Source organism: Shimia aestuarii (assembly GCF_900114635.1).
In the GTDB taxonomy this organism is placed as follows: Bacteria; Pseudomonadota; Alphaproteobacteria; order Rhodobacterales; family Rhodobacteraceae; genus Shimia; species Shimia aestuarii.
In genome coordinates this window covers 388898-405007 of the sequence record NZ_FOTQ01000001.1, presented here as the reverse complement: position 1 = coordinate 405007, position 16110 = coordinate 388898, and the positions used below count along the sequence as shown (strand labels likewise).

At 61.5% G+C, this 16110-nt stretch carries 18 protein-coding genes; 10 read left to right on the top strand and 8 right to left on the bottom strand.

The genetic code is table 11. From position 1 onward, the window contains the following. Positions 1 to 43: 43 nt before the first annotated feature. Complete coding sequence (locus BMZ35_RS02040; RefSeq protein WP_093092480.1) at positions 44 to 784, top strand: class I SAM-dependent methyltransferase; 741 nt, start codon at positions 44 to 46, stop codon at positions 782 to 784. A gap of 3 nt (positions 785 to 787) precedes the next feature. Here BMZ35_RS02040 and BMZ35_RS02035 read toward each other — a convergent pair whose 3' ends face one another. Further along, complete coding sequence (locus BMZ35_RS02035) at positions 788 to 1435, bottom strand: hypothetical protein (RefSeq protein WP_131814310.1); 648 nt, start codon at positions 1433 to 1435, stop codon at positions 788 to 790. Between the two features lie 402 nt (positions 1436 to 1837). On the opposite strand from BMZ35_RS02035, the gene BMZ35_RS02030 reads away from it, so the two are divergent. The 6 genes from BMZ35_RS02030 to BMZ35_RS02005 all read left to right on the top strand — a co-directional run bounded on the left by BMZ35_RS02030 (position 1838) and on the right by BMZ35_RS02005 (position 7202). Then, positions 1838 to 2398, top strand: a complete 561-nt coding sequence (locus BMZ35_RS02030) for a F0F1 ATP synthase subunit delta (protein ID WP_093092478.1) — start codon at positions 1838 to 1840, stop codon at positions 2396 to 2398. Then, on the top strand, positions 2398 to 3936 hold the full coding sequence (gene atpA, locus BMZ35_RS02025) for a F0F1 ATP synthase subunit alpha (protein WP_093090407.1): 1539 nt from the start codon (positions 2398 to 2400) through the stop codon (positions 3934 to 3936). The genes BMZ35_RS02030 and atpA overlap by 1 nt, the downstream gene beginning before the upstream one ends. Before the next feature lie 12 nt (positions 3937 to 3948). After that, complete coding sequence (locus tag BMZ35_RS02020; RefSeq protein ID WP_093090405.1) at positions 3949 to 4821, top strand: F0F1 ATP synthase subunit gamma; 873 nt, start codon at positions 3949 to 3951, stop codon at positions 4819 to 4821. A gap of 17 nt (positions 4822 to 4838) precedes the next feature. Further along, on the top strand, positions 4839 to 6263 hold the full coding sequence (gene atpD / locus BMZ35_RS02015) for a F0F1 ATP synthase subunit beta (RefSeq protein ID WP_093090404.1): 1425 nt from the start codon (positions 4839 to 4841) through the stop codon (positions 6261 to 6263). A gap of 11 nt (positions 6264 to 6274) precedes the next feature. Further along, positions 6275 to 6670, top strand: a complete 396-nt coding sequence (locus BMZ35_RS02010) for a F0F1 ATP synthase subunit epsilon (RefSeq protein ID WP_093090402.1) — start codon at positions 6275 to 6277, stop codon at positions 6668 to 6670. Positions 6671 to 6845: 175 nt separating this feature from the next. After that, entirely contained in the window at positions 6846 to 7202 is a 357-nt protein-coding gene (locus BMZ35_RS02005) for an H-type lectin domain-containing protein (protein ID WP_093090400.1), read from the top strand. 65 nt (positions 7203 to 7267) lie between these two features. On the opposite strand, the gene BMZ35_RS02000 is transcribed toward BMZ35_RS02005, so the two are convergent. Next, positions 7268 to 8284 (bottom strand): ribose-phosphate pyrophosphokinase, encoded by a 1017-nt coding sequence (locus BMZ35_RS02000; protein ID WP_093090398.1) that lies wholly within the window; start codon positions 8282 to 8284, stop codon positions 7268 to 7270. Positions 8285 to 8389: 105 nt separating this feature from the next. Between BMZ35_RS02000 and BMZ35_RS01995 the strand changes: the two genes are divergently transcribed. Then, a complete protein-coding gene (locus BMZ35_RS01995; RefSeq protein WP_093090396.1) occupies positions 8390 to 8989 on the top strand; it encodes a 2-hydroxychromene-2-carboxylate isomerase in 600 nt (199 codons plus the stop codon). 11 nt (positions 8990 to 9000) lie between these two features. Further along, entirely contained in the window at positions 9001 to 9792 is a 792-nt protein-coding gene (locus tag BMZ35_RS01990) for an alpha/beta fold hydrolase (protein WP_093090394.1), read from the top strand. A 39-nt stretch (positions 9793 to 9831) separates the two neighbouring features. Here the strand turns inward: BMZ35_RS01990 and BMZ35_RS01985 are convergent, their stop codons facing one another. The 6 genes from BMZ35_RS01985 to BMZ35_RS01960 all read right to left on the bottom strand — a co-directional run bounded on the left by BMZ35_RS01985 (position 9832) and on the right by BMZ35_RS01960 (position 14739). Then, positions 9832 to 10884 carry a threonine aldolase family protein gene (locus BMZ35_RS01985; protein ID WP_093090392.1) on the bottom strand — a complete coding sequence of 351 codons (1053 nt, stop codon included), beginning with the start codon at positions 10882 to 10884 and terminating at the stop codon, positions 9832 to 9834. Then, on the bottom strand, positions 10884 to 11360 hold the full coding sequence (locus tag BMZ35_RS01980; protein WP_093090390.1) for a YcgN family cysteine cluster protein: 477 nt from the start codon (positions 11358 to 11360) through the stop codon (positions 10884 to 10886). The genes BMZ35_RS01985 and BMZ35_RS01980 overlap by 1 nt, the downstream gene beginning before the upstream one ends. Continuing rightward, positions 11357 to 12289, bottom strand: coding sequence for a bifunctional riboflavin kinase/FAD synthetase (locus tag BMZ35_RS01975; RefSeq protein WP_093090388.1), 933 nt, complete (start codon positions 12287 to 12289; stop codon positions 11357 to 11359). Before BMZ35_RS01975 ends, BMZ35_RS01980 begins: the two co-directional genes overlap by 4 nt. Before the next feature lie 140 nt (positions 12290 to 12429). Next, the gene (locus tag BMZ35_RS01970) at positions 12430 to 12873 is read right to left on the bottom strand and encodes a MaoC family dehydratase (RefSeq protein WP_093090386.1); all 444 of its coding nucleotides are present in this window, start codon (positions 12871 to 12873) and stop codon (positions 12430 to 12432) included. A 103-nt stretch (positions 12874 to 12976) separates the two neighbouring features. Then, positions 12977 to 13852, bottom strand: coding sequence for an HAD family hydrolase (locus tag BMZ35_RS01965; protein ID WP_093090384.1), 876 nt, complete (start codon positions 13850 to 13852; stop codon positions 12977 to 12979). A 158-nt stretch (positions 13853 to 14010) separates the two neighbouring features. Next, positions 14011 to 14739 (bottom strand): glycosyltransferase family 25 protein, encoded by a 729-nt coding sequence (locus BMZ35_RS01960; RefSeq protein WP_093090382.1) that lies wholly within the window; start codon positions 14737 to 14739, stop codon positions 14011 to 14013. Positions 14740 to 14902: 163 nt separating this feature from the next. Here BMZ35_RS01960 and BMZ35_RS01955 point away from each other — a divergent pair, with 163 nt between their 5' ends. Further along, the gene (locus BMZ35_RS01955) at positions 14903 to 16048 is read left to right on the top strand and encodes an acyl-CoA dehydrogenase family protein (protein ID WP_093090380.1); all 1146 of its coding nucleotides are present in this window, start codon (positions 14903 to 14905) and stop codon (positions 16046 to 16048) included. Positions 16049 to 16110 lie beyond the last annotated feature (62 nt).

The following is a 16110-nucleotide window of genomic DNA, read 5'->3' as shown; positions in this document are numbered from 1 at the left end:
TGTTATGTTGACATCAGCTTTGCCGATCATGGGGCCGGGTGCAATGCATCTTGATGTACAGGACCTTCGCAACTTCTATTACCGCAGCGCGCTTGGGCGGGCGGCGCAGAAGGCCGTGCGCGACGAGATGCTGGAGTTGTGGCCCGACGCCACCGGGCAGACGGTTGCCGGGTTCGGCTTTGCGGTACCGTTGCTGCGCCCGTATCTCGGGGATGCGCGGCGGGTGATCGGGCTGATGCCTGCGCCACAGGGGGTGATGCCCTGGCCTGCGGGGATGAAGAATGTCTCGGTCCTGTGCGAGGAAACGCTCTGGCCGCTGGAAACCGGGCATGTGGACCGGCTTGTCCTGATGCACGGTCTGGAAACCAGCGAACGGCCGTCGGATGTGCTCGGCGAGGCGTATCGGGTGCTGGGGCCGGGCGGAAAGGCGCTTTTTGTGGTGCCGCACCGTTCGGGGATGTGGTCGCGCAGCGACTCGACGCCCTTTGGATATGGCCGGCCCTATTCGGGCGGGCAGTTGGAAGCGCAGCTGCGCCGCCATGGGTTCATGCCCGAGCGCCATCGTGCGACCCTGTATCAGCCGCCGTCGCATCGCCGTTTCTGGCGGAAAACCGGGCCGGTTTGGGAAAGCATTGGCAAGACGCTGTCGCCTGTGATGGCCGGGGGCGTCCTGATCGTTGAGGCGACCAAGCGGGTGCATGCGCCGACCGGGCCCGGGCTTCGCGAGGCGGTGAGGAAGCCGCTCAAGGCGCTGGCGCCCAAGCCCGAGGCGGCGCCGGTCTAGGGCTTAACGCGCGCCGGTGGCCATGCGGAACACGGAGACGACATCCCAGTCGAACGCGGACAGGGGTGGTGTCGGCCGGATCAGGGCGATGATCTGTGCGGGGGCCAGCACACCGAGATCGACAAGCACCTGTGTCAGCTGTGTCAGGCGCTGGGCGGCGAGATCCTGCTGCGCCTCGGCTGTGCCGGTTTGGCCGCCGTAGCCAAGCAGGAGATAACGCTGGCCCGAGCGCACCTGCGCGCGCAAGGTCTCGATCGCATCGAAATGGCGCAGCAGTCCGCGCGCCGGGTCGCTGGAGCCGGGGGCAAAGCTGAAAGACAGGTCCGGTCCGCCGGAGCGCACCGCGCCGCTCAGCGGGGCCGCCATCAGATCGCCACAGGCGGGGTTGGAGGCATTGCTCTTGGGTTCGATGTTGCCGAGATTCTGCACGTCATCCATGTCAAAGATCGTCTCGGAGTCGAAGGTGCCACCGGGGGTTGGCTGGCGCATGGTCACCGGTCGGCCGCATCGGTCATAGGAGGGTGCCGCGTCTTCGGAAGATGGGGCGAAGTCGAAATCGTCCAGCGACAGGCTGCTTTGGGCCGCGACCGGCGTGACGGGCCCGAAGAGGGTGATCGCTATGGCAAGCACTGGCAAAACTGCAGATCGCACGCGGGTGTCCGTTTTCGAAAGTCCTTTGCCCAAGGCTAGCGCCGTGATCCGGGCCTGTCACGGGGTCAGCATCGCTTTTGTGGTCTCTCTGCAGAAAGCGATTTTCCATGTTTTCGCTAACAATTTGGCTTTGGCGATGCCGGGAATCGCCCAAAATCGGGGTTTGGGCTGCATTTTTTTGACGCACCGTCACAGGCAAAGGGTCGCACCTGCCTCAAAGCCTTAAAAAACAGGGGGTTGCGCAAAGTCGGGAATATTCCGAACAATGTTGCCCGCCGCGCAAGCCTCTGCTACACCCGCCACGGATTTGACTGCCCTGTTTCATGACAGGGCCACGTAACGCTCCAAAGCACTGCATACAATTGTATGCCGCGACTGGGGCCAAAAAGCGGAAGGGTGGACGTGTCCGAACCAGCTTCGATCTCCTCCGGCATCGCTGAACGCTATGCCACCGCGGTCTTCGAGATCGCGCAAGAGAACAAGTCGCTTGCCAAACTGGAAAGCGGTCTTGATGACCTGAGCGCCGCACTGGCCGATAGCGCAGACCTGCGCGACCTGATCAACTCGCCGCTGGTGAGCCGTGACGATCAGGGCAAAGCCATTGCTTCGATTGCAGACAAGATGGGCCTTCAGCCGGTGCTGAAGAACGTGCTCAGCCTGATGGCCGAGAAACGTCGCCTGTTCGTGCTGCCCCAGCTGATTGTTCAGCTGCGTGCCAAGATTGCGGAAGACAAGGGCGAAGTGACCGCCGATGTCGTGACCGCGAAGGCGCTGACCAAGACCCAGAGCGAGAAGCTTGCCAAGGCGCTGGCCGACCGTGTGGGCAAAACCGTTAAGATCAATGCGACCGTTGATGATGCGCTCATCGGCGGTCTTGTCGTTAAAGTGGGCTCGAAGATGATCGACACGTCGATCCGCTCCAAGCTCGCCTCCCTCCAGAATGCAATGAAAGAGGTCGGATAATGGGTATCCAAGCAGCCGAAATCTCTGCGATCCTTAAGGACCAGATCAAAAACTTTGGCCAAGAGGCCGAAGTGGCCGAAGTCGGCCGTGTGCTTTCCGTCGGTGACGGTATCGCGCGCGTCTACGGCCTGGACAATGTTCAAGCCGGTGAGATGGTTGAATTCCCCGGTGGCATCCAGGGTATGGCCCTGAACCTTGAGAACGACAACGTTGGTGTCGTTATCTTCGGTTCGGACCGTGACATCAAAGAAGGTGACACCGTCAAGCGCACCAACTCGATCGTGGACGTTCCGATCGGTGACGGCCTCTTGGGTCGCGTTGTCGACGGCCTGGGCAACCCGCTGGACGGCAAGGGCCCGATCGCTTCCACCGAGCGCGGCGTTGCCGACGTTAAAGCACCGGGCATCATCCCGCGTAAATCGGTTCACGAACCGATGGCAACCGGCCTGAAATCGGTTGACGCGATGATCCCGATTGGCCGTGGCCAGCGTGAACTTATCATTGGTGACCGTCAGACCGGTAAAACCGCCGTTGCTCTGGACGCGATCCTGAACCAGAAATCCTACAACGACGCCGCCGGCGACGACGAGAGCAAGAAACTGTACTGTGTGTACGTTGCAATCGGTCAGAAGCGTTCGACCGTTGCTCAGCTGGTGAAAAAGCTCGAAGAAACCGGCGCCATCGATTACTCGATCGTTGTTGCTGCAACCGCTTCGGACCCCGCGCCGATGCAGTTCCTGGCACCCTATGCCGCAACCGCGATGGCCGAGTACTTCCGTGACAATGGCCGTCACGCGCTGATCATCTATGATGACCTTTCCAAACAGGCCGTTGCCTATCGTCAGATGTCGCTGCTGCTGCGTCGCCCGCCGGGCCGTGAAGCGTATCCGGGTGACGTTTTCTACCTGCACTCGCGTCTGCTGGAGCGTTCGGCAAAGCTGAACGAAGATTTCGGCGCAGGCTCGCTGACCGCGCTGCCCGTCATCGAAACCCAGGGCGGCGACGTGTCGGCCTTTATTCCGACCAACGTGATCTCGATCACCGACGGCCAGATCTTCTTGGAAACCGAACTGTTCTACCAGGGTATCCGTCCTGCTGTGAACACCGGTCTGTCGGTTTCGCGGGTTGGGTCCTCGGCCCAGACTTCGGCCATGTCTTCGGTTGCCGGTCCGGTGAAACTGTCGCTCGCTCAGTACCGCGAGATGGCGGCCTTCGCCCAGTTCGGTTCCGACCTTGACGCCGCAACCCAGCAGCTGCTGAACCGTGGTGCACGTCTGACCGAACTGATGAAACAGCCGCAGTACTCGCCGCTGACCAACGCGGAAATCGTCTGCGTCATCTTCGCCGGTGTGAACGGCTATCTCGACAAGGTCGACGTGAAAGACGTTGGTCGCTTCGAGACCGGTCTTCTGCAGCACCTGCGCGGCAAGCACGCCGACCTGCTCAAGTGGATCACCGACGAAGATCCCAAGATCAAGGGCGACGCCGCAGACAAAGTCAAAGCCGCGCTGGACGAATACGCAGCTGACTTCGCATAAGGGGTTCGGACAATGCCTAGTCTGAAGGACCTAAAAAACCGGATCGAGAGTGTGAAAAACACTCGTAAGATCACCAAAGCCATGCAGATGGTTGCCGCGGCGAAACTTCGCCGCGCGCAGGAAGCTGCTGAGCAGTCGCGTCCCTACACAGAACGGTTCAACGCCGTTCTGGGTGGGCTGGCGGCCTCGGTTGGTGGCTCGGATTCTGCACCGAAGCTTCTGTCGGGCACCGGCAGCGATCAGACCCACCTTCTGGTGGTGATGACCGCTGAACGCGGCCTGTGCGGCGGCTTCAACTCGAACATCGCCAAGCTGGCGCGCTCGAAAGCCGAAGAGCTTCTTGCAAAGGGTAAGACCGTAAAGGTCATTACCGTGGGCAAGAAAGGTCGTGACGCGATCAAGCGTGACCTGGGGGATCACTTCATTGCGCATGTCGACCTCACCGAGGTGAAACGTGTGGGATATGACAACGCGCAGGATATCGCGCGTGACATCCTGGCCCGTTTCGACGCGGAAGAGTTCGATGTCGCCACGATCTTCTATTCGAAGTTCGTGAACGTGGTGAGCCAGATCCCGACAGCACAGCAGATCATCCCGGCCGCGTTCGACGCGGACGAAGATGGCGCGAGCACACTGTATGACTACGAACCGAGCGAAGAAGAGATCCTTGCGGACCTTCTGCCGCGCGGCGTGGCCACGCAGATCTTTGCCGCACTGCTGGAAAACGGGGCCTCGGAGCAGGGCGCGCGGATGTCCGCCATGGACAACGCAACCCGCAACGCTGGCGAAATGATCGACAAGCTGACCATCGAGTTCAACCGCTCGCGTCAGGCTGTGATCACCAACGAGCTTATTGAAATCATCTCGGGCGCTGAGGCGCTCTAAGAACCGGAGACGAAAACATGGCAAACGCAAAAGGTAAGGTGACCCAGGTCATCGGCGCCGTTGTGGACGTTCAGTTCGACGATCACCTGCCGGAGATCCTGAACGCGCTGAACACCGAAAACAACGGCAAGAAACTGGTGCTGGAAGTATCCCAGCACCTTGGTGAAAACACTGTTCGCTGCATCGCGATGGACGCGACCGAAGGTCTGGTCCGCGGCGCTCCCGTGGAAGACACCGGCGCACCGATCTCGGTGCCGGTTGGCAACGCCACCCTGGGCCGCATCCTGAACGTTGTGGGTGAGCCCGTGGACGAAAAAGGCCCGGTCAACGCAGACGAATACCGTGCCATCCACCAGGACGCACCGGAATTCGACGAACAGTCGACCGAGTCGGAAATCCTCGTCACCGGCATCAAGGTGATCGACCTTCTCGCCCCCTACGCCAAGGGTGGTAAGATTGGTCTGTTCGGCGGCGCCGGCGTGGGCAAGACCGTTCTCATCATGGAACTGATCAACAACATTGCAAAAGTGCACTCGGGTTTCTCGGTGTTCGCAGGTGTTGGTGAACGGACCCGTGAAGGGAACGACCTTTACTGGGAAATGATCGAATCCAACGTGATCAAGCCGGACAACCTCGAAGAATCGCAGGTGGCCCTGGTTTATGGTCAGATGAACGAACCTCCGGGGGCGCGTGCACGTGTGGCTCTGACCGGTCTGACGCTCGCCGAGCAGTTCCGCGACCAGTCGGGTACCGACGTTCTGTTCTTCGTCGACAACATCTTCCGCTTCACACAGGCAGGTTCCGAGGTGTCGGCACTTCTGGGTCGTATTCCTTCGGCCGTGGGTTACCAGCCGACGCTGGCCACCGACATGGGTGCCATGCAGGAACGCATTACCTCAACCAAGTCGGGCTCGATTACGTCGATCCAGGCCGTCTACGTTCCCGCGGATGACCTTACCGACCCCGCCCCGGCAACCACCTTTGCCCACCTCGACGCAACCACCGTTCTGTCGCGTGCGATTTCGGAACTGGGTATCTACCCGGCCGTTGACCCGCTCGACTCGACCTCGCGTCTGATGGACCCCTCGGTTGTGGGTGAAGAGCACTACAACGTGGCTTTCGAAGTTCAGGGTATTCTCCAGCGCTACAAATCGCTGCAGGACATCATCGCCATCCTCGGGATGGACGAACTGTCGGAAGAGGACAAGCTGACCGTGGCACGCGCCCGTAAGATCCAGCGTTTCCTCAGCCAGCCGTTCGACGTTGCGAAGGTCTTTACCGGTTCGGACGGTGTTCAGGTTCCGCTGGAAGACACCATCTCGTCGTTCAAGGCAGTTGTGGCCGGCGAATACGACCACCTTCCCGAAGCAGCCTTCTACATGGTTGGCGGCATCGACGAAGTGATCGCAAAAGCCGAAAAGATGGCTGCTGAAGCGGCCTAAGGAGGCCCCTGATGGCAAACACGATGCAATTTGACCTGGTCAGCCCTGAGCGGAGCCTTGCTTCGCTTGAGGCGACCTCCGTGCAGATCCCCGGCGCAGACGGTGACATGACCGCCATGCCGGGCCACGCGCCCACGCTGACTTCGCTGCGCCCCGGCGTTGTGAAAGTGCAGTCGGCCGATGGCGAGAAAGCCTTTGTCGTGACCCGCGGTTTCGCGGAAATCTCGGCGGAGTCGATCTCGGTGATCGCAGAGCACGCGCATGTCGGGTCGGAAGTGACCAAGGCGGACCTTGAGGACGTTCTGGCGAGCGCCCGCAAGTCGGTCGAGGACGCGGCTTCCGAGGACAAGGACGCAGCGGAGAAATTCGTGGCGGACCTCGTTCACCTGATGGACGACATGGACTGATCCTTCGGGAACAGAAAGCATTAAGGGCCTCGCCGAATGGCGGGGCCTTTTCTTTTTGGGGCGTCGATGCCTGCGGGAAGCACATTGGCGACGATCCGTCCAAGCCAGATCCCCGGCATTTGCAATTGCCTTTCGGATGGGTTCGCGCGAATGTCGTTTCCACAGGGAAGACGTGATGAAGAAATTAAGAAATCACTTTATTGGTGTGGACAGTGGCGATGTCGCGCTGTTTTCGGATTTTGACACGGATGGCGAAATGTGGACCGGCGATGGCCCGCGCGAGCGCCGCAAGCTGATCCGCTTCAGTGAAAAGTTCCGCGTGCCGCCGACGGTGCATGTCGGGTTGTCCCTTTGGGACATGGATTGTGGTGCGAATATCCGCTCGGAAGTGGTGGCCGAAGAGGTGACGAACCTCGGCTTTCATCTGGTCTTTCGCACTTGGGGTGACAGTCGTGTCGCGCGGGTGCGCATGAACTGGATGGCGATTGGTGAACTGGCCTTTGCCGACGATTGGGTTGTGGACGCAGACTGATCGTATTGGCAACGAAAAAGGCCGCGCCCCCATGGTGCGCGGCCTTTGTGTCTGAGCAGGCTGAATCAGCCTTTGAAAAGACCTTCGTAGGATTGTTCCAGGGTCTCGGTTTCGAACAAAGAAGACACGCTGGTGCCGGCGCCGATGTTCATGATCGCCTGGGCGAACATGGGCGCGGTGGGTACGATGCGAATATTCTCGGCGTCGAGCACGGCTTGGGTCGGTTCGATCGAGTCGGTGATCACCAGAGATTTCATCACGGACTTGGTGATGCGGCCAACGGCGGGGCCTGAGAGAACGCCGTGCGAGATATATGCGTGCACCTCGGTGGCGCCATGCTCCATGATCACCTCGGCGGCCTTGCAGAGCGTGCCAGCCGTATCGCAGATGTCATCGACGATGATGCATTTCTTGCCTTTGACATCGCCGATCACGGTCATCTCGGCCACTTCGCCGGGTTTTTCACGGCGCTTGTCAACGATGGCAAGCGGGGCGTTGATGCGCTTGGCCAGTTCGCGGGCACGGGCCACGCCGCCGACATCGGGCGAGATGATCAGGACGTCGTCGAGTTCGTCCTTGAACTGGTGTTTGATGTCGAGCGCAAAGATCGGAGATGCGTAGAGGTTGTCGACGGGAATGTCGAAAAAGCCCTGGATCTGGGCGGCGTGCAGGTCCATGGTCAGGACCCGCTCGATCCCGGCTTCGACCATCATGTTTGCGACAAGCTTGGCTGTGATCGGGGTGCGGGCCTTGGTGCGGCGGTCCTGCCGGGCATAGCCGAAATAGGGAATGACCGCGGTGATGCGGCTGGCCGAAGAGCGGCGCAGCGCGTCCGACATGATCAACAGTTCCATCAAGTTGTCATTGGCCGGGCGCGAGGTCGACTGCATGATGAACATGTCTTCGCCGCGCACGTTCTCGTAGACCTCGACAAAGATTTCTGCGTCGTTGAAGCGTTCGACGCGGGCGTCGACGAGATCGACCGTCTGGCCGCGGTGCATGGACATGCGACGGGCAATTGCCTTGGCCAGAGGCTTGTTGGAATTGCCGGTGATCAGTTTCGGTTCATGGATGTTTGGCATATGAGTGGTCCCCAGGGTGACGCCGATGACAGATTCGTGACGTTGCCAACCGATTAACATGTGCCTAGGGTCTCGCAAAGGTAAGCGAGGCGACTGGAGGGCTAAATGGCGCATATCGACTACTATTTTTCGACGATTTCCCCTTATGCCTATCTCGCTGGCGACCGGTTTGAGGAAATTGCAGCGAAACATGGGGCGCAGATTTCCTACAAGCCGCTGGACATCATGGCGCTGTTTGCCCGCACGGGCGGCACGCCGCCCAAGGACCGGCATCCGTCGCGGCAGGAATATCGCGCGCAGGACCTGTTGCGCCAGGCCAAGGCGCTTGGAATGGATTTCAACCTGAGCCCGGCGCATTGGCCGACCAATCAGGCCCCTTCGGCCTATGCGGTGATCGCCGCACAGAATGCGGGCGGCGGCGATGTGGGGGCCTTTGTGCGGGCGCTGATGCGGGCCTGCTGGGCCGAGGAAAAGGACATCGCACAGGATGACGTGATCAAGGGGTGTCTTGAAGCAACCGGGTTCGATCCGTCGCTGGCAGACAGCGGGCTATTGACCGGGGCCGAGACCTATGCGCGCAACCTTGAGGAAGCGGTGGGTGCAGGGGCGTTTGGATCGCCTTTCTATGTCACGCAAGACGATGCGCGGTTCTGGGGGCAGGACCGGCTGGAGTATCTCGACCGGCATCTCGCGGACACGCTCTGAAGATACTCGACATGCAGGAAAAGACCTATTGGCGAGAGATGGGGCAGGGGCCGCGAAAGGTGCTCGCTCTGCATTGCACGATGGCGCATTCCGGTGCGTGGCGTGGGTTGTCCGAGTGTTTGGGGGACGGTTTCACGGTACTTGCGCCGGACATGATCGGACACGGGCGCAGTAGCGATTACGATGGTGAAAGCTGTACCGGGTCGCTGGTCTATGAGGCTATCCTGGACCGGATCGACGCGCCGGTTGACGTGGTCGCCCACAGTTTCGGCGCGGTCGTGGCGCTGCGTTTTGCGGTGGCCCATCCCGAACTGGTGCGCAGCCTTGTTCTTTATGAGCCGGTGTTCTTCGCTTTGGCGATGGAACTGGATGTGGCGGAATTCGCAGGACATGACGCGCAGATCGAGGAAATCCGCGCACGGATTGCCAGGGGAGACAATGAAGGGGCGGCGCGGCTTTTCATGGCAGACTGGGGCGATGGGACGCCCTGGGCGGCCCTACCCGAGCAGGTGCGCGGCGGCTTTGCCAAGCGTATTCCCTTTGTGATCGGATCGCAGAACTACGTGGCGTTCGATACGCCCGGTACCATGCCCCGACTGGGCGAGATCACCGCGCCGACGGTGGTAATGGATGGCGCGCAATCACCGAAGGTAATCGGTGTCGTCTGTGACACCCTTGGCCGCCGCATTCCCGGCGCAAGGCGCGTGACGGTCGAGGGGGCTGGGCATATGGGTGCGATCAGCCGTCCTGACGCCTTGGCCGCGGAGCTGTTGCGCCTGAGCGAGGCGGATGAAGCCGTTTGAAAACGGCTTTCCTAGGTGTTTGCAAACGCCTTGGCCCGTTCAGACGGCGCTGGCGGCGATTTCCAGAAAACGGTCGATCTCTTCGCGTGGGATCGACCAGTCACAAACGAAACGAGCCGTAACCGGGGCGGCGGGGTCGTCGCCTTCGAGGCTTCCCGACCAGATGTGATAGACCGCCCCGGCGGCAAACAGGGCCTTGTGCATCGCGCGCGGCATTGTGGCAAAGACCATGTTGGCCTGTGGGTCATGCGCGAAGCTGACACCGGGGATGCCCTTGAGACCTGCCACGAGATGCGCTGCGTTGGCATTGGCCTTGCGCGCGCTTTCGCGCCAGAGATCGCCATGAAGATAGGCCTGCATCTGGGCCGAGAGATAGCGATGCTTGGAGAACAGATGCGCCCCGCGTTTGCGGCGCAGTTCGAACTCCCATGCGTGTTTGGGATCGAAGAAGATCACCGCCTCAACCCCGAGGCAGCCGTTTTTGGTGCCACCGAAACTGACCGCGTCCACGCCGACTTTCCATGTCATTTCGGCCGGGGTGCAGCCAAGCGCTTCGAGGGCGTTGGCAAAGCGGGCGCCATCAAGGTGCACGGGCAGGCCATGTGTTTCGGCCACGGCGGAGAGGGCGTTCAACTCGTCGAGCGAATAGATCGTGCCGCGTTCGGTGACCTGGGTGATCGAGACCGGGCCACGCTGGGGGCCGTGTACGCCGCGGGTTTCTTCGGCTTCAATGGCGGCGCGCAGGGCGTCTGGCGTCATCTTGTCCGCGTCGCCCACAAGGGTCAGCTTGGCGCCGCCGGAGTAGAACTCGGGCGCGTTGCATTCGTCTTCGTGGATATGGGAGACCGGCGAGCAGAACACTGTTTGCCACGGCTGGCACAGGGTTGCCAAGGCGAGCGAATTGGCCGCGGTGCCGGTGGCAACGAGATAGACCGCGGCCTCGGGGGCCTCAAAAATGTCGCGGATATGTTGGCGGACCTCGGTCATGATCGGGTCGGCGCCATAGCCCATGGCATAGCCGGTGTTGGCCTCGGTGAGCGCGGCCATCACCTGCGGCAGGGCGGGGCCGGAATTGTCGGAAGCAAAATGCATCAAAGAGGCTCCTCGATAATGTGGTCTTCCCACTCGTCTTCGGGGGTTTCGAACTCGGATACTGTCATCTGGTAAACCGAGACGCCAGCCCGGTGAACGGATCCAGGATCGCCCGAAATCAGCGGGTGCCAGTCAAACAGTGTCTTGCCCTCCCAGAGCAGGCGGTACGCGCAGGTTTGCGGCATCCAGTAGGCGTGGCTGTCGAGATTGCCGGGGGTCAGCACAATACATTCCGGCACGAACTGGTGGCGGATGTCATATTGGGTGCAGCGGCAGGTCTCGTCATCCAGCAGGCGGCAGGCGACGCGGGTCAGGGCGACATAGCCGGTGTCGGCGTCTTCCAGCTTGTTCAGGCAGCATTTCCCGCAGCCATCACACAGCGCTTCCCATTCCTTTTGAGAGAGGTTTTTCAACGGCTTGCGTTCCCAGAAGCGGGGTTGCAGACCGTCGCGGTCGATGGGGTCGCGTTTGCTCATAGCGCGCTCAGGATGGCACGGCACTGGGCGCAATCCTTGTCGATCTGGGCGACAAGGGCTTCGATACTGTCGTAGTTCTCCTCGGGGCGCAGGAAGTCGACCAGCGCCACGGAAAGCTCGGTGCCGTAGAGGTCGCCGGAGAAGTCGAAAAGGAAGGTTTCGATATTGGCCTTGTTGATGCCGAACATCGGGCGCACGCCAACCGAGGCGGCGCCGTGATAGCTGCCTTTGTGGGGGCCTTCGAGCACGTCGACCAGCACGGCATAGACGCCGAACTTGGGCGGGTGCAGGCCGTCAAGGGACATGTTGGCAGTGGGAAAACCAAGGTCACGGCCACGCTGGTCGCCGCCAATCACGGGGCCGTCGATGCGGTGCCAATGGCCCAGCATGGCGGCGGCGTCGCGGGGACGACCTTCGGAAAGTGCGTTGCGGATCGAGGTTGATGACACCTGCGCGTCGCCGTTCTGGATCAGGGGCGCGATGGTGACCCCAAAACCCATTTCAGCCCCAAAGGCCTTGAGGTCTTGGGCTGTGCCGGCGCGCCCCTTGCCAAAGCAGAAATCGGCGCCAATCACGACATGCGCAAGTCCCAAACCATCGGCAATCACGTCCTGTGCGAAGGCACGCGGCGTGAGACCGGAGAGGGTGGCGTTGAAGGGCAGTTCGTAGAGCCGCTCTACCCCCAGCTTTTCGAGCCGGTGGGCGCGGGTGTCGGAACTGGTCAGGCGGAAGGGCGGGGCCTCGGGGGCGAAGAATTCGCGGGGGTGGGGTTCGAAGGTGACAATGCCGAGCGGCGCGTCGGGCGCGGCGCTGCGGGCGATGTCGATCACCGACTGGTGCCCGAGGTGGACCCCGTCGAAATTGCCGATCGCGGCGCTGGCGCCCCGGTCTGCTTTGTTCACGTATTTGTAGTCTCGAATGATCCGCATGGGATCGGGGTAGCGCTTTGCCAGAGCGCTTGCAAGAGGGGGGCGTGGCCCCCATCGCCCCAAGGGGCGATCCCCCCAGGGTATTTGTGGAAAAAGAAAGTACAGGGCGCGTCAGGGAGGCGCGCTCTTGCCTGCTACGGTCAGTCGAATTTGCGACTGGGCGCGAGAACCGTGGCTTCGCCGACGAGCACTTTCTTGCCATCAACCGCGCAATGGCAGTCGAGCTTGACCCGGCGCTTGGCGAAGTCGATGTCGATTACCTTGACCTCGGCATAGACCATGTCGCCGGGGCGGACGGGGGCGAGGAATTTGAGGCTCTGGCCCATGTAGACCGTGCCATGGCCGGGTAACTGTTCCCCGATCACGGCCGAGATCAGCCCGGCGGTCAGCATGCCGTGGGCAATGCGGCCCTGGAAGATCGTGTCATTGGCGTAGTCGTCGTCAAGATGCACCGGGTTCCGGTCGGTCGAGATCTGGGCGAACATCTCGATGTCCTCGTCGGTCACGACTTTGCGCAGGTAGCGCGACATGCCCATCTCGATATCTTCGATACAGATGGTTCCGCGCGGCAGGTTGTCCAACATTCGACCCTCCGGATTGGATTGGCTTGGTAATTTTGAGACGACTTCTCGCCCCGTTCCGCAACTTTATTACTTTGCAGTTGCAGAAAATCAACCCCTAATCGCGTCAGCGCAGTTGACCTATTGAATACTGCGGCGCCACTTTTTCCTTTTCAAGATAGGCCTTTAGGGCCTTTGCGTCGGGGTGCTGCGTCGTTTTGGTTTCCGCGGCGGCGAGACCGCCGGTGATGAAGAGAGAATCGATATCCTCGCCCATGGCGCCCGCGATGTCGGTCTGGGCGCCGTCTCCGATCGCCAGAATGGCCGCATCCGGTATAGATTTCTCCAACGCAGTGAGGCGGCGGCGGGCGAGGTCGTAGATCGGCGGATGGGGTTTGCCGAAATAAAGGCTTTCACCGCCCATTTCGGTGTAGAGCCGGGCCAGCGCGCCGGCGCACCATTCGCGGGTTTCACCGCGGTCGACGACGATGTCCGGATTGGCGCAGAGCAGCTTGAGCCCCTTGGTTTTGGCATAGAGGAAATCCGCGCGGTTGACGGAGGGGTCGGCCATCGGATCGAAGGGGCCGCAACAGACGATGCCTTCGGCCTCGGTCAGGGGGACGCGGGTGATTGGGACGGGATTATCAAGGATTTCAAGGGGTTCAAAGAAACCCGCGTCGCGTTCCCATTCCCCCATGAAATAGACCTTTTCGCCCACCGCGCCCCGGAACATGGCGGAACGGGCGCTGTCGCCGGAGGTGGCGATCGTGTCATAGGCATCGCGCGGCACACCAAAGGTTTCGAGCTGTTTGGCAACACCTGCGCGGGGTTTGGGGGAGTTGGTGACCAGCACGACGATCCCGCCCTTTGCGCGGTAGGCTTTGAGGGCGGCGACCGCGTCGGGATAGGCGGTGATGCCGTTGTGCACACAGCCCCAGAGGTCGACGAACAGGGCGTCGTAGCGGTCGGAAATCTCAGAGAGAGAAGAGATGATCTGGGTCATGGCATGTCCTGTGCGCGGGGTTTCGGCTTGTCCTCTCTATGGCAAAGCAAGCCATTGAACGCCAGTGGAGAGCGCCGGAAACCGGGATCGGTTTCGCGTCGGTATCGTGTCGGTATTACGTCGGTATGACATTCCCGGCCGCGCGGGAACGGGCGATTTTAGCCGCGTCGCTTGCGGTTCATCCATTTGCGCAAGGCCCCGGCGATGGTGCGGAACGGTTCGACCCGGTCAAAAAAGCGCAGATCATGGATGTCGGTGCGCGAGGCGCGTTGCCCGGCAAGGCAGGGGGTGGCGATGCGGAAGGTGATGCCGGGGACCTGGGTGCGGACCATGTTGAAGGCGCCGTCAAAGAACATCGAGCCACCCTTGGGGTGGCCGGGCGGGCGTTGGCGGACAAGTTCGAGGTAGTCGTGAAAGCCCTTGATGGCGTCTTTGCCCTGGATGGCCCAGAACTGGGTGCCGCGGGTGCCGGTTGTCCAATCGGAGAGGCCGGTGTGCCCGGCGGGGGGATCATAGGGTTCGAGATAGCCCAGGGCCGCGATGGACCAGTCCGTTGTCTTGAGATCACTCAGCACGGCGGCGACCGTCGCGGGGGGGAGGTCGTTGAGATGCAGGTCGTCTTCGCAGATCAGCACGCGGGTCAGGCCGCGTTCCATCGCGTCTCGCAGAACGCGGGTCTGGGACATGAAATTGCCCAGCGAACCGATGGAGGGGAAATCGCCCTTGGCGTCGGGGCGGGAGGCTTTGAAAAATTCGATGCGCGGATCGGGAAGTTGGATGCCCACGCGGGCAAACTCGGCCGTGGTTTCCGCGCGCCGATCAGCACGGTGGGGCAGGTTCACGATATAGACATGGTCAAACCAGTCGAAGAGGTCGGCGAAGCTCATGACGCGGGTCCGGTTGGTGGCGGGTCGTGCTCTGTCTAGGGGAGGTTGGCGGCAAGAACATGTCAAGCGTAGGGAATGATCGCGGTGACCGGAAGGAGCGCAACGTCAGAGTGGACAGCTGCGGGGGGCGTGGGGCAGCGTTTTGGGTGAGGGAGGATTACTCATGGATCAGCATCTGTTTTTGAACCCGGAACATACCTTGTTGCGCGATCAGCTGCGCCGGTTTGTCGAGGAACGCGTCAAACCCAACGGCGATGATTGGGAAGAGGCGGGCATGGTGCCGCGCGAGGTTCTGCGTGAAATGGGGGCACTCGGGTTCCTTGGGGTGCGCTATCCCGAGGAATATGGCGGCAGCAATATGGATACGCGGGCGACGGCGGTGTTGGCCGAGGAGTTGGGCAAGTCGAGCTATTCCGGGTTCGCGATCACGGCGCTGGTGCATACGGACATGGCCTCGGTTCATATTTTCAATGCCGGCACGGAAGCGCAGAAGGCGCGCTACATGCCCGATATCGTGGCCGGAGAGAAGATCTGTGCGGTCTGCGTGACGGAACCCGGGGCCGGGTCGGATGTGAAGGGTATTCGCAGTTTTGCGCGGCGCGAGGGGGATCATTTTGTGCTCAACGGGTCCAAGATGTTCATCACCAATGGGGTGCATGCCGATCTTTATTGCGTGGCGGCCAAGACGGACCGGGATGGGCCTGCGAGCCAGTCGGTGACGATGTTCCTTTTGGAAAAGGGCATGCCGGGGTTCGAGGTGGTGCGTCAGCTCGACAAACATGGGTGGCGCTCATCCGATACGGCGGAGCTGTCTTTCGTGGATGTGCGCGTGCCGGTTGAGAACGTGCTGGGCGAAGAGGGGCGCGGGTTCTACGCGATCATGCAGAATTTCCAGAATGAGCGGCTGGTGGCGGCTGCGGCGGCGGTGGGCGAAAGCCAGGCGGCAATTGACATGACGGTCGACTATGTACGCGAGCGGCAGGCCTTTGGGGCGCCGCTTTGGGCACAACAGACGATCCGACAGCGCCTGTCCATGCTGGCCGCGCGGGTCACGGCGGCGCGGGCGCTTGTTTACCAGACGGCGGCGCGGGATGCGGCCGGGGAGGACGTGGTGCGGGAAGTGTCGATGCTGAAGGCGCTGTGCGGGGAACTGGTCAACGAGGTCATGTATGATTGTCTGCAGTTCCACGGCGGCTCGGGGTACATGCGCGGCATGGCAATCGAGCGTATGGCGCGGGATGCGCGGGTGCAGGCAATTGGTGGCGGCGCCACGGAAGTGATGCTTGAGGAAGTGGCCAAGCGGTTGTGAGCATGAGCGCGCCCGACGGAGCGTGCCGGGTATGCCCGCTGGCGCGGGCGGAGCGAGGGGCC

Bases quoted from the DNA above. Each gene is read 5' to 3' on its own strand.
- BMZ35_RS02020 (WP_093090405.1), top strand. From the start codon at position 3,949: ATGCCTAGTCTGAAGGACCTAAAAAACCGGATCGAGAGTGTGAAAAAC.
- BMZ35_RS02005 (WP_093090400.1), top strand. From the start codon at position 6,846: ATGAAGAAATTAAGAAATCACTTTATTGGTGTGGACAGTGGCGATGTC.
- BMZ35_RS01965 (WP_093090384.1), bottom strand. From the start codon at position 13,852: ATGACCCAGATCATCTCTTCTCTCTCTGAGATTTCCGACCGCTACGAC.
- BMZ35_RS02010 (WP_093090402.1), top strand. From the start codon at position 6,275: ATGGCAAACACGATGCAATTTGACCTGGTCAGCCCTGAGCGGAGCCTT.
- atpA (WP_093090407.1), top strand. From the start codon at position 2,398: ATGGGTATCCAAGCAGCCGAAATCTCTGCGATCCTTAAGGACCAGATC.
- BMZ35_RS01960 (WP_093090382.1), bottom strand. From the start codon at position 14,739: ATGAGCTTCGCCGACCTCTTCGACTGGTTTGACCATGTCTATATCGTG.
- BMZ35_RS01980 (WP_093090390.1), bottom strand. From the start codon at position 11,360: ATGAGCAAACGCGACCCCATCGACCGCGACGGTCTGCAACCCCGCTTC.
- BMZ35_RS01995 (WP_093090396.1), top strand. From the start codon at position 8,390: ATGGCGCATATCGACTACTATTTTTCGACGATTTCCCCTTATGCCTAT.
- BMZ35_RS01975 (WP_093090388.1), bottom strand. From the start codon at position 12,289: ATGCGGATCATTCGAGACTACAAATACGTGAACAAAGCAGACCGGGGC.
- BMZ35_RS02040 (WP_093092480.1), top strand. From the start codon at position 44: ATGCATCTTGATGTACAGGACCTTCGCAACTTCTATTACCGCAGCGCG.
- BMZ35_RS01970 (WP_093090386.1), bottom strand. From the start codon at position 12,873: ATGTTGGACAACCTGCCGCGCGGAACCATCTGTATCGAAGATATCGAG.
- atpD (WP_093090404.1), top strand. From the start codon at position 4,839: ATGGCAAACGCAAAAGGTAAGGTGACCCAGGTCATCGGCGCCGTTGTG.
- BMZ35_RS02000 (WP_093090398.1), bottom strand. From the start codon at position 8,284: ATGCCAAACATCCATGAACCGAAACTGATCACCGGCAATTCCAACAAG.
- BMZ35_RS01985 (WP_093090392.1), bottom strand. From the start codon at position 10,884: ATGCATTTTGCTTCCGACAATTCCGGCCCCGCCCTGCCGCAGGTGATG.
- BMZ35_RS01990 (WP_093090394.1), top strand. From the start codon at position 9,001: ATGCAGGAAAAGACCTATTGGCGAGAGATGGGGCAGGGGCCGCGAAAG.
- BMZ35_RS01955 (WP_093090380.1), top strand. From the start codon at position 14,903: ATGGATCAGCATCTGTTTTTGAACCCGGAACATACCTTGTTGCGCGAT.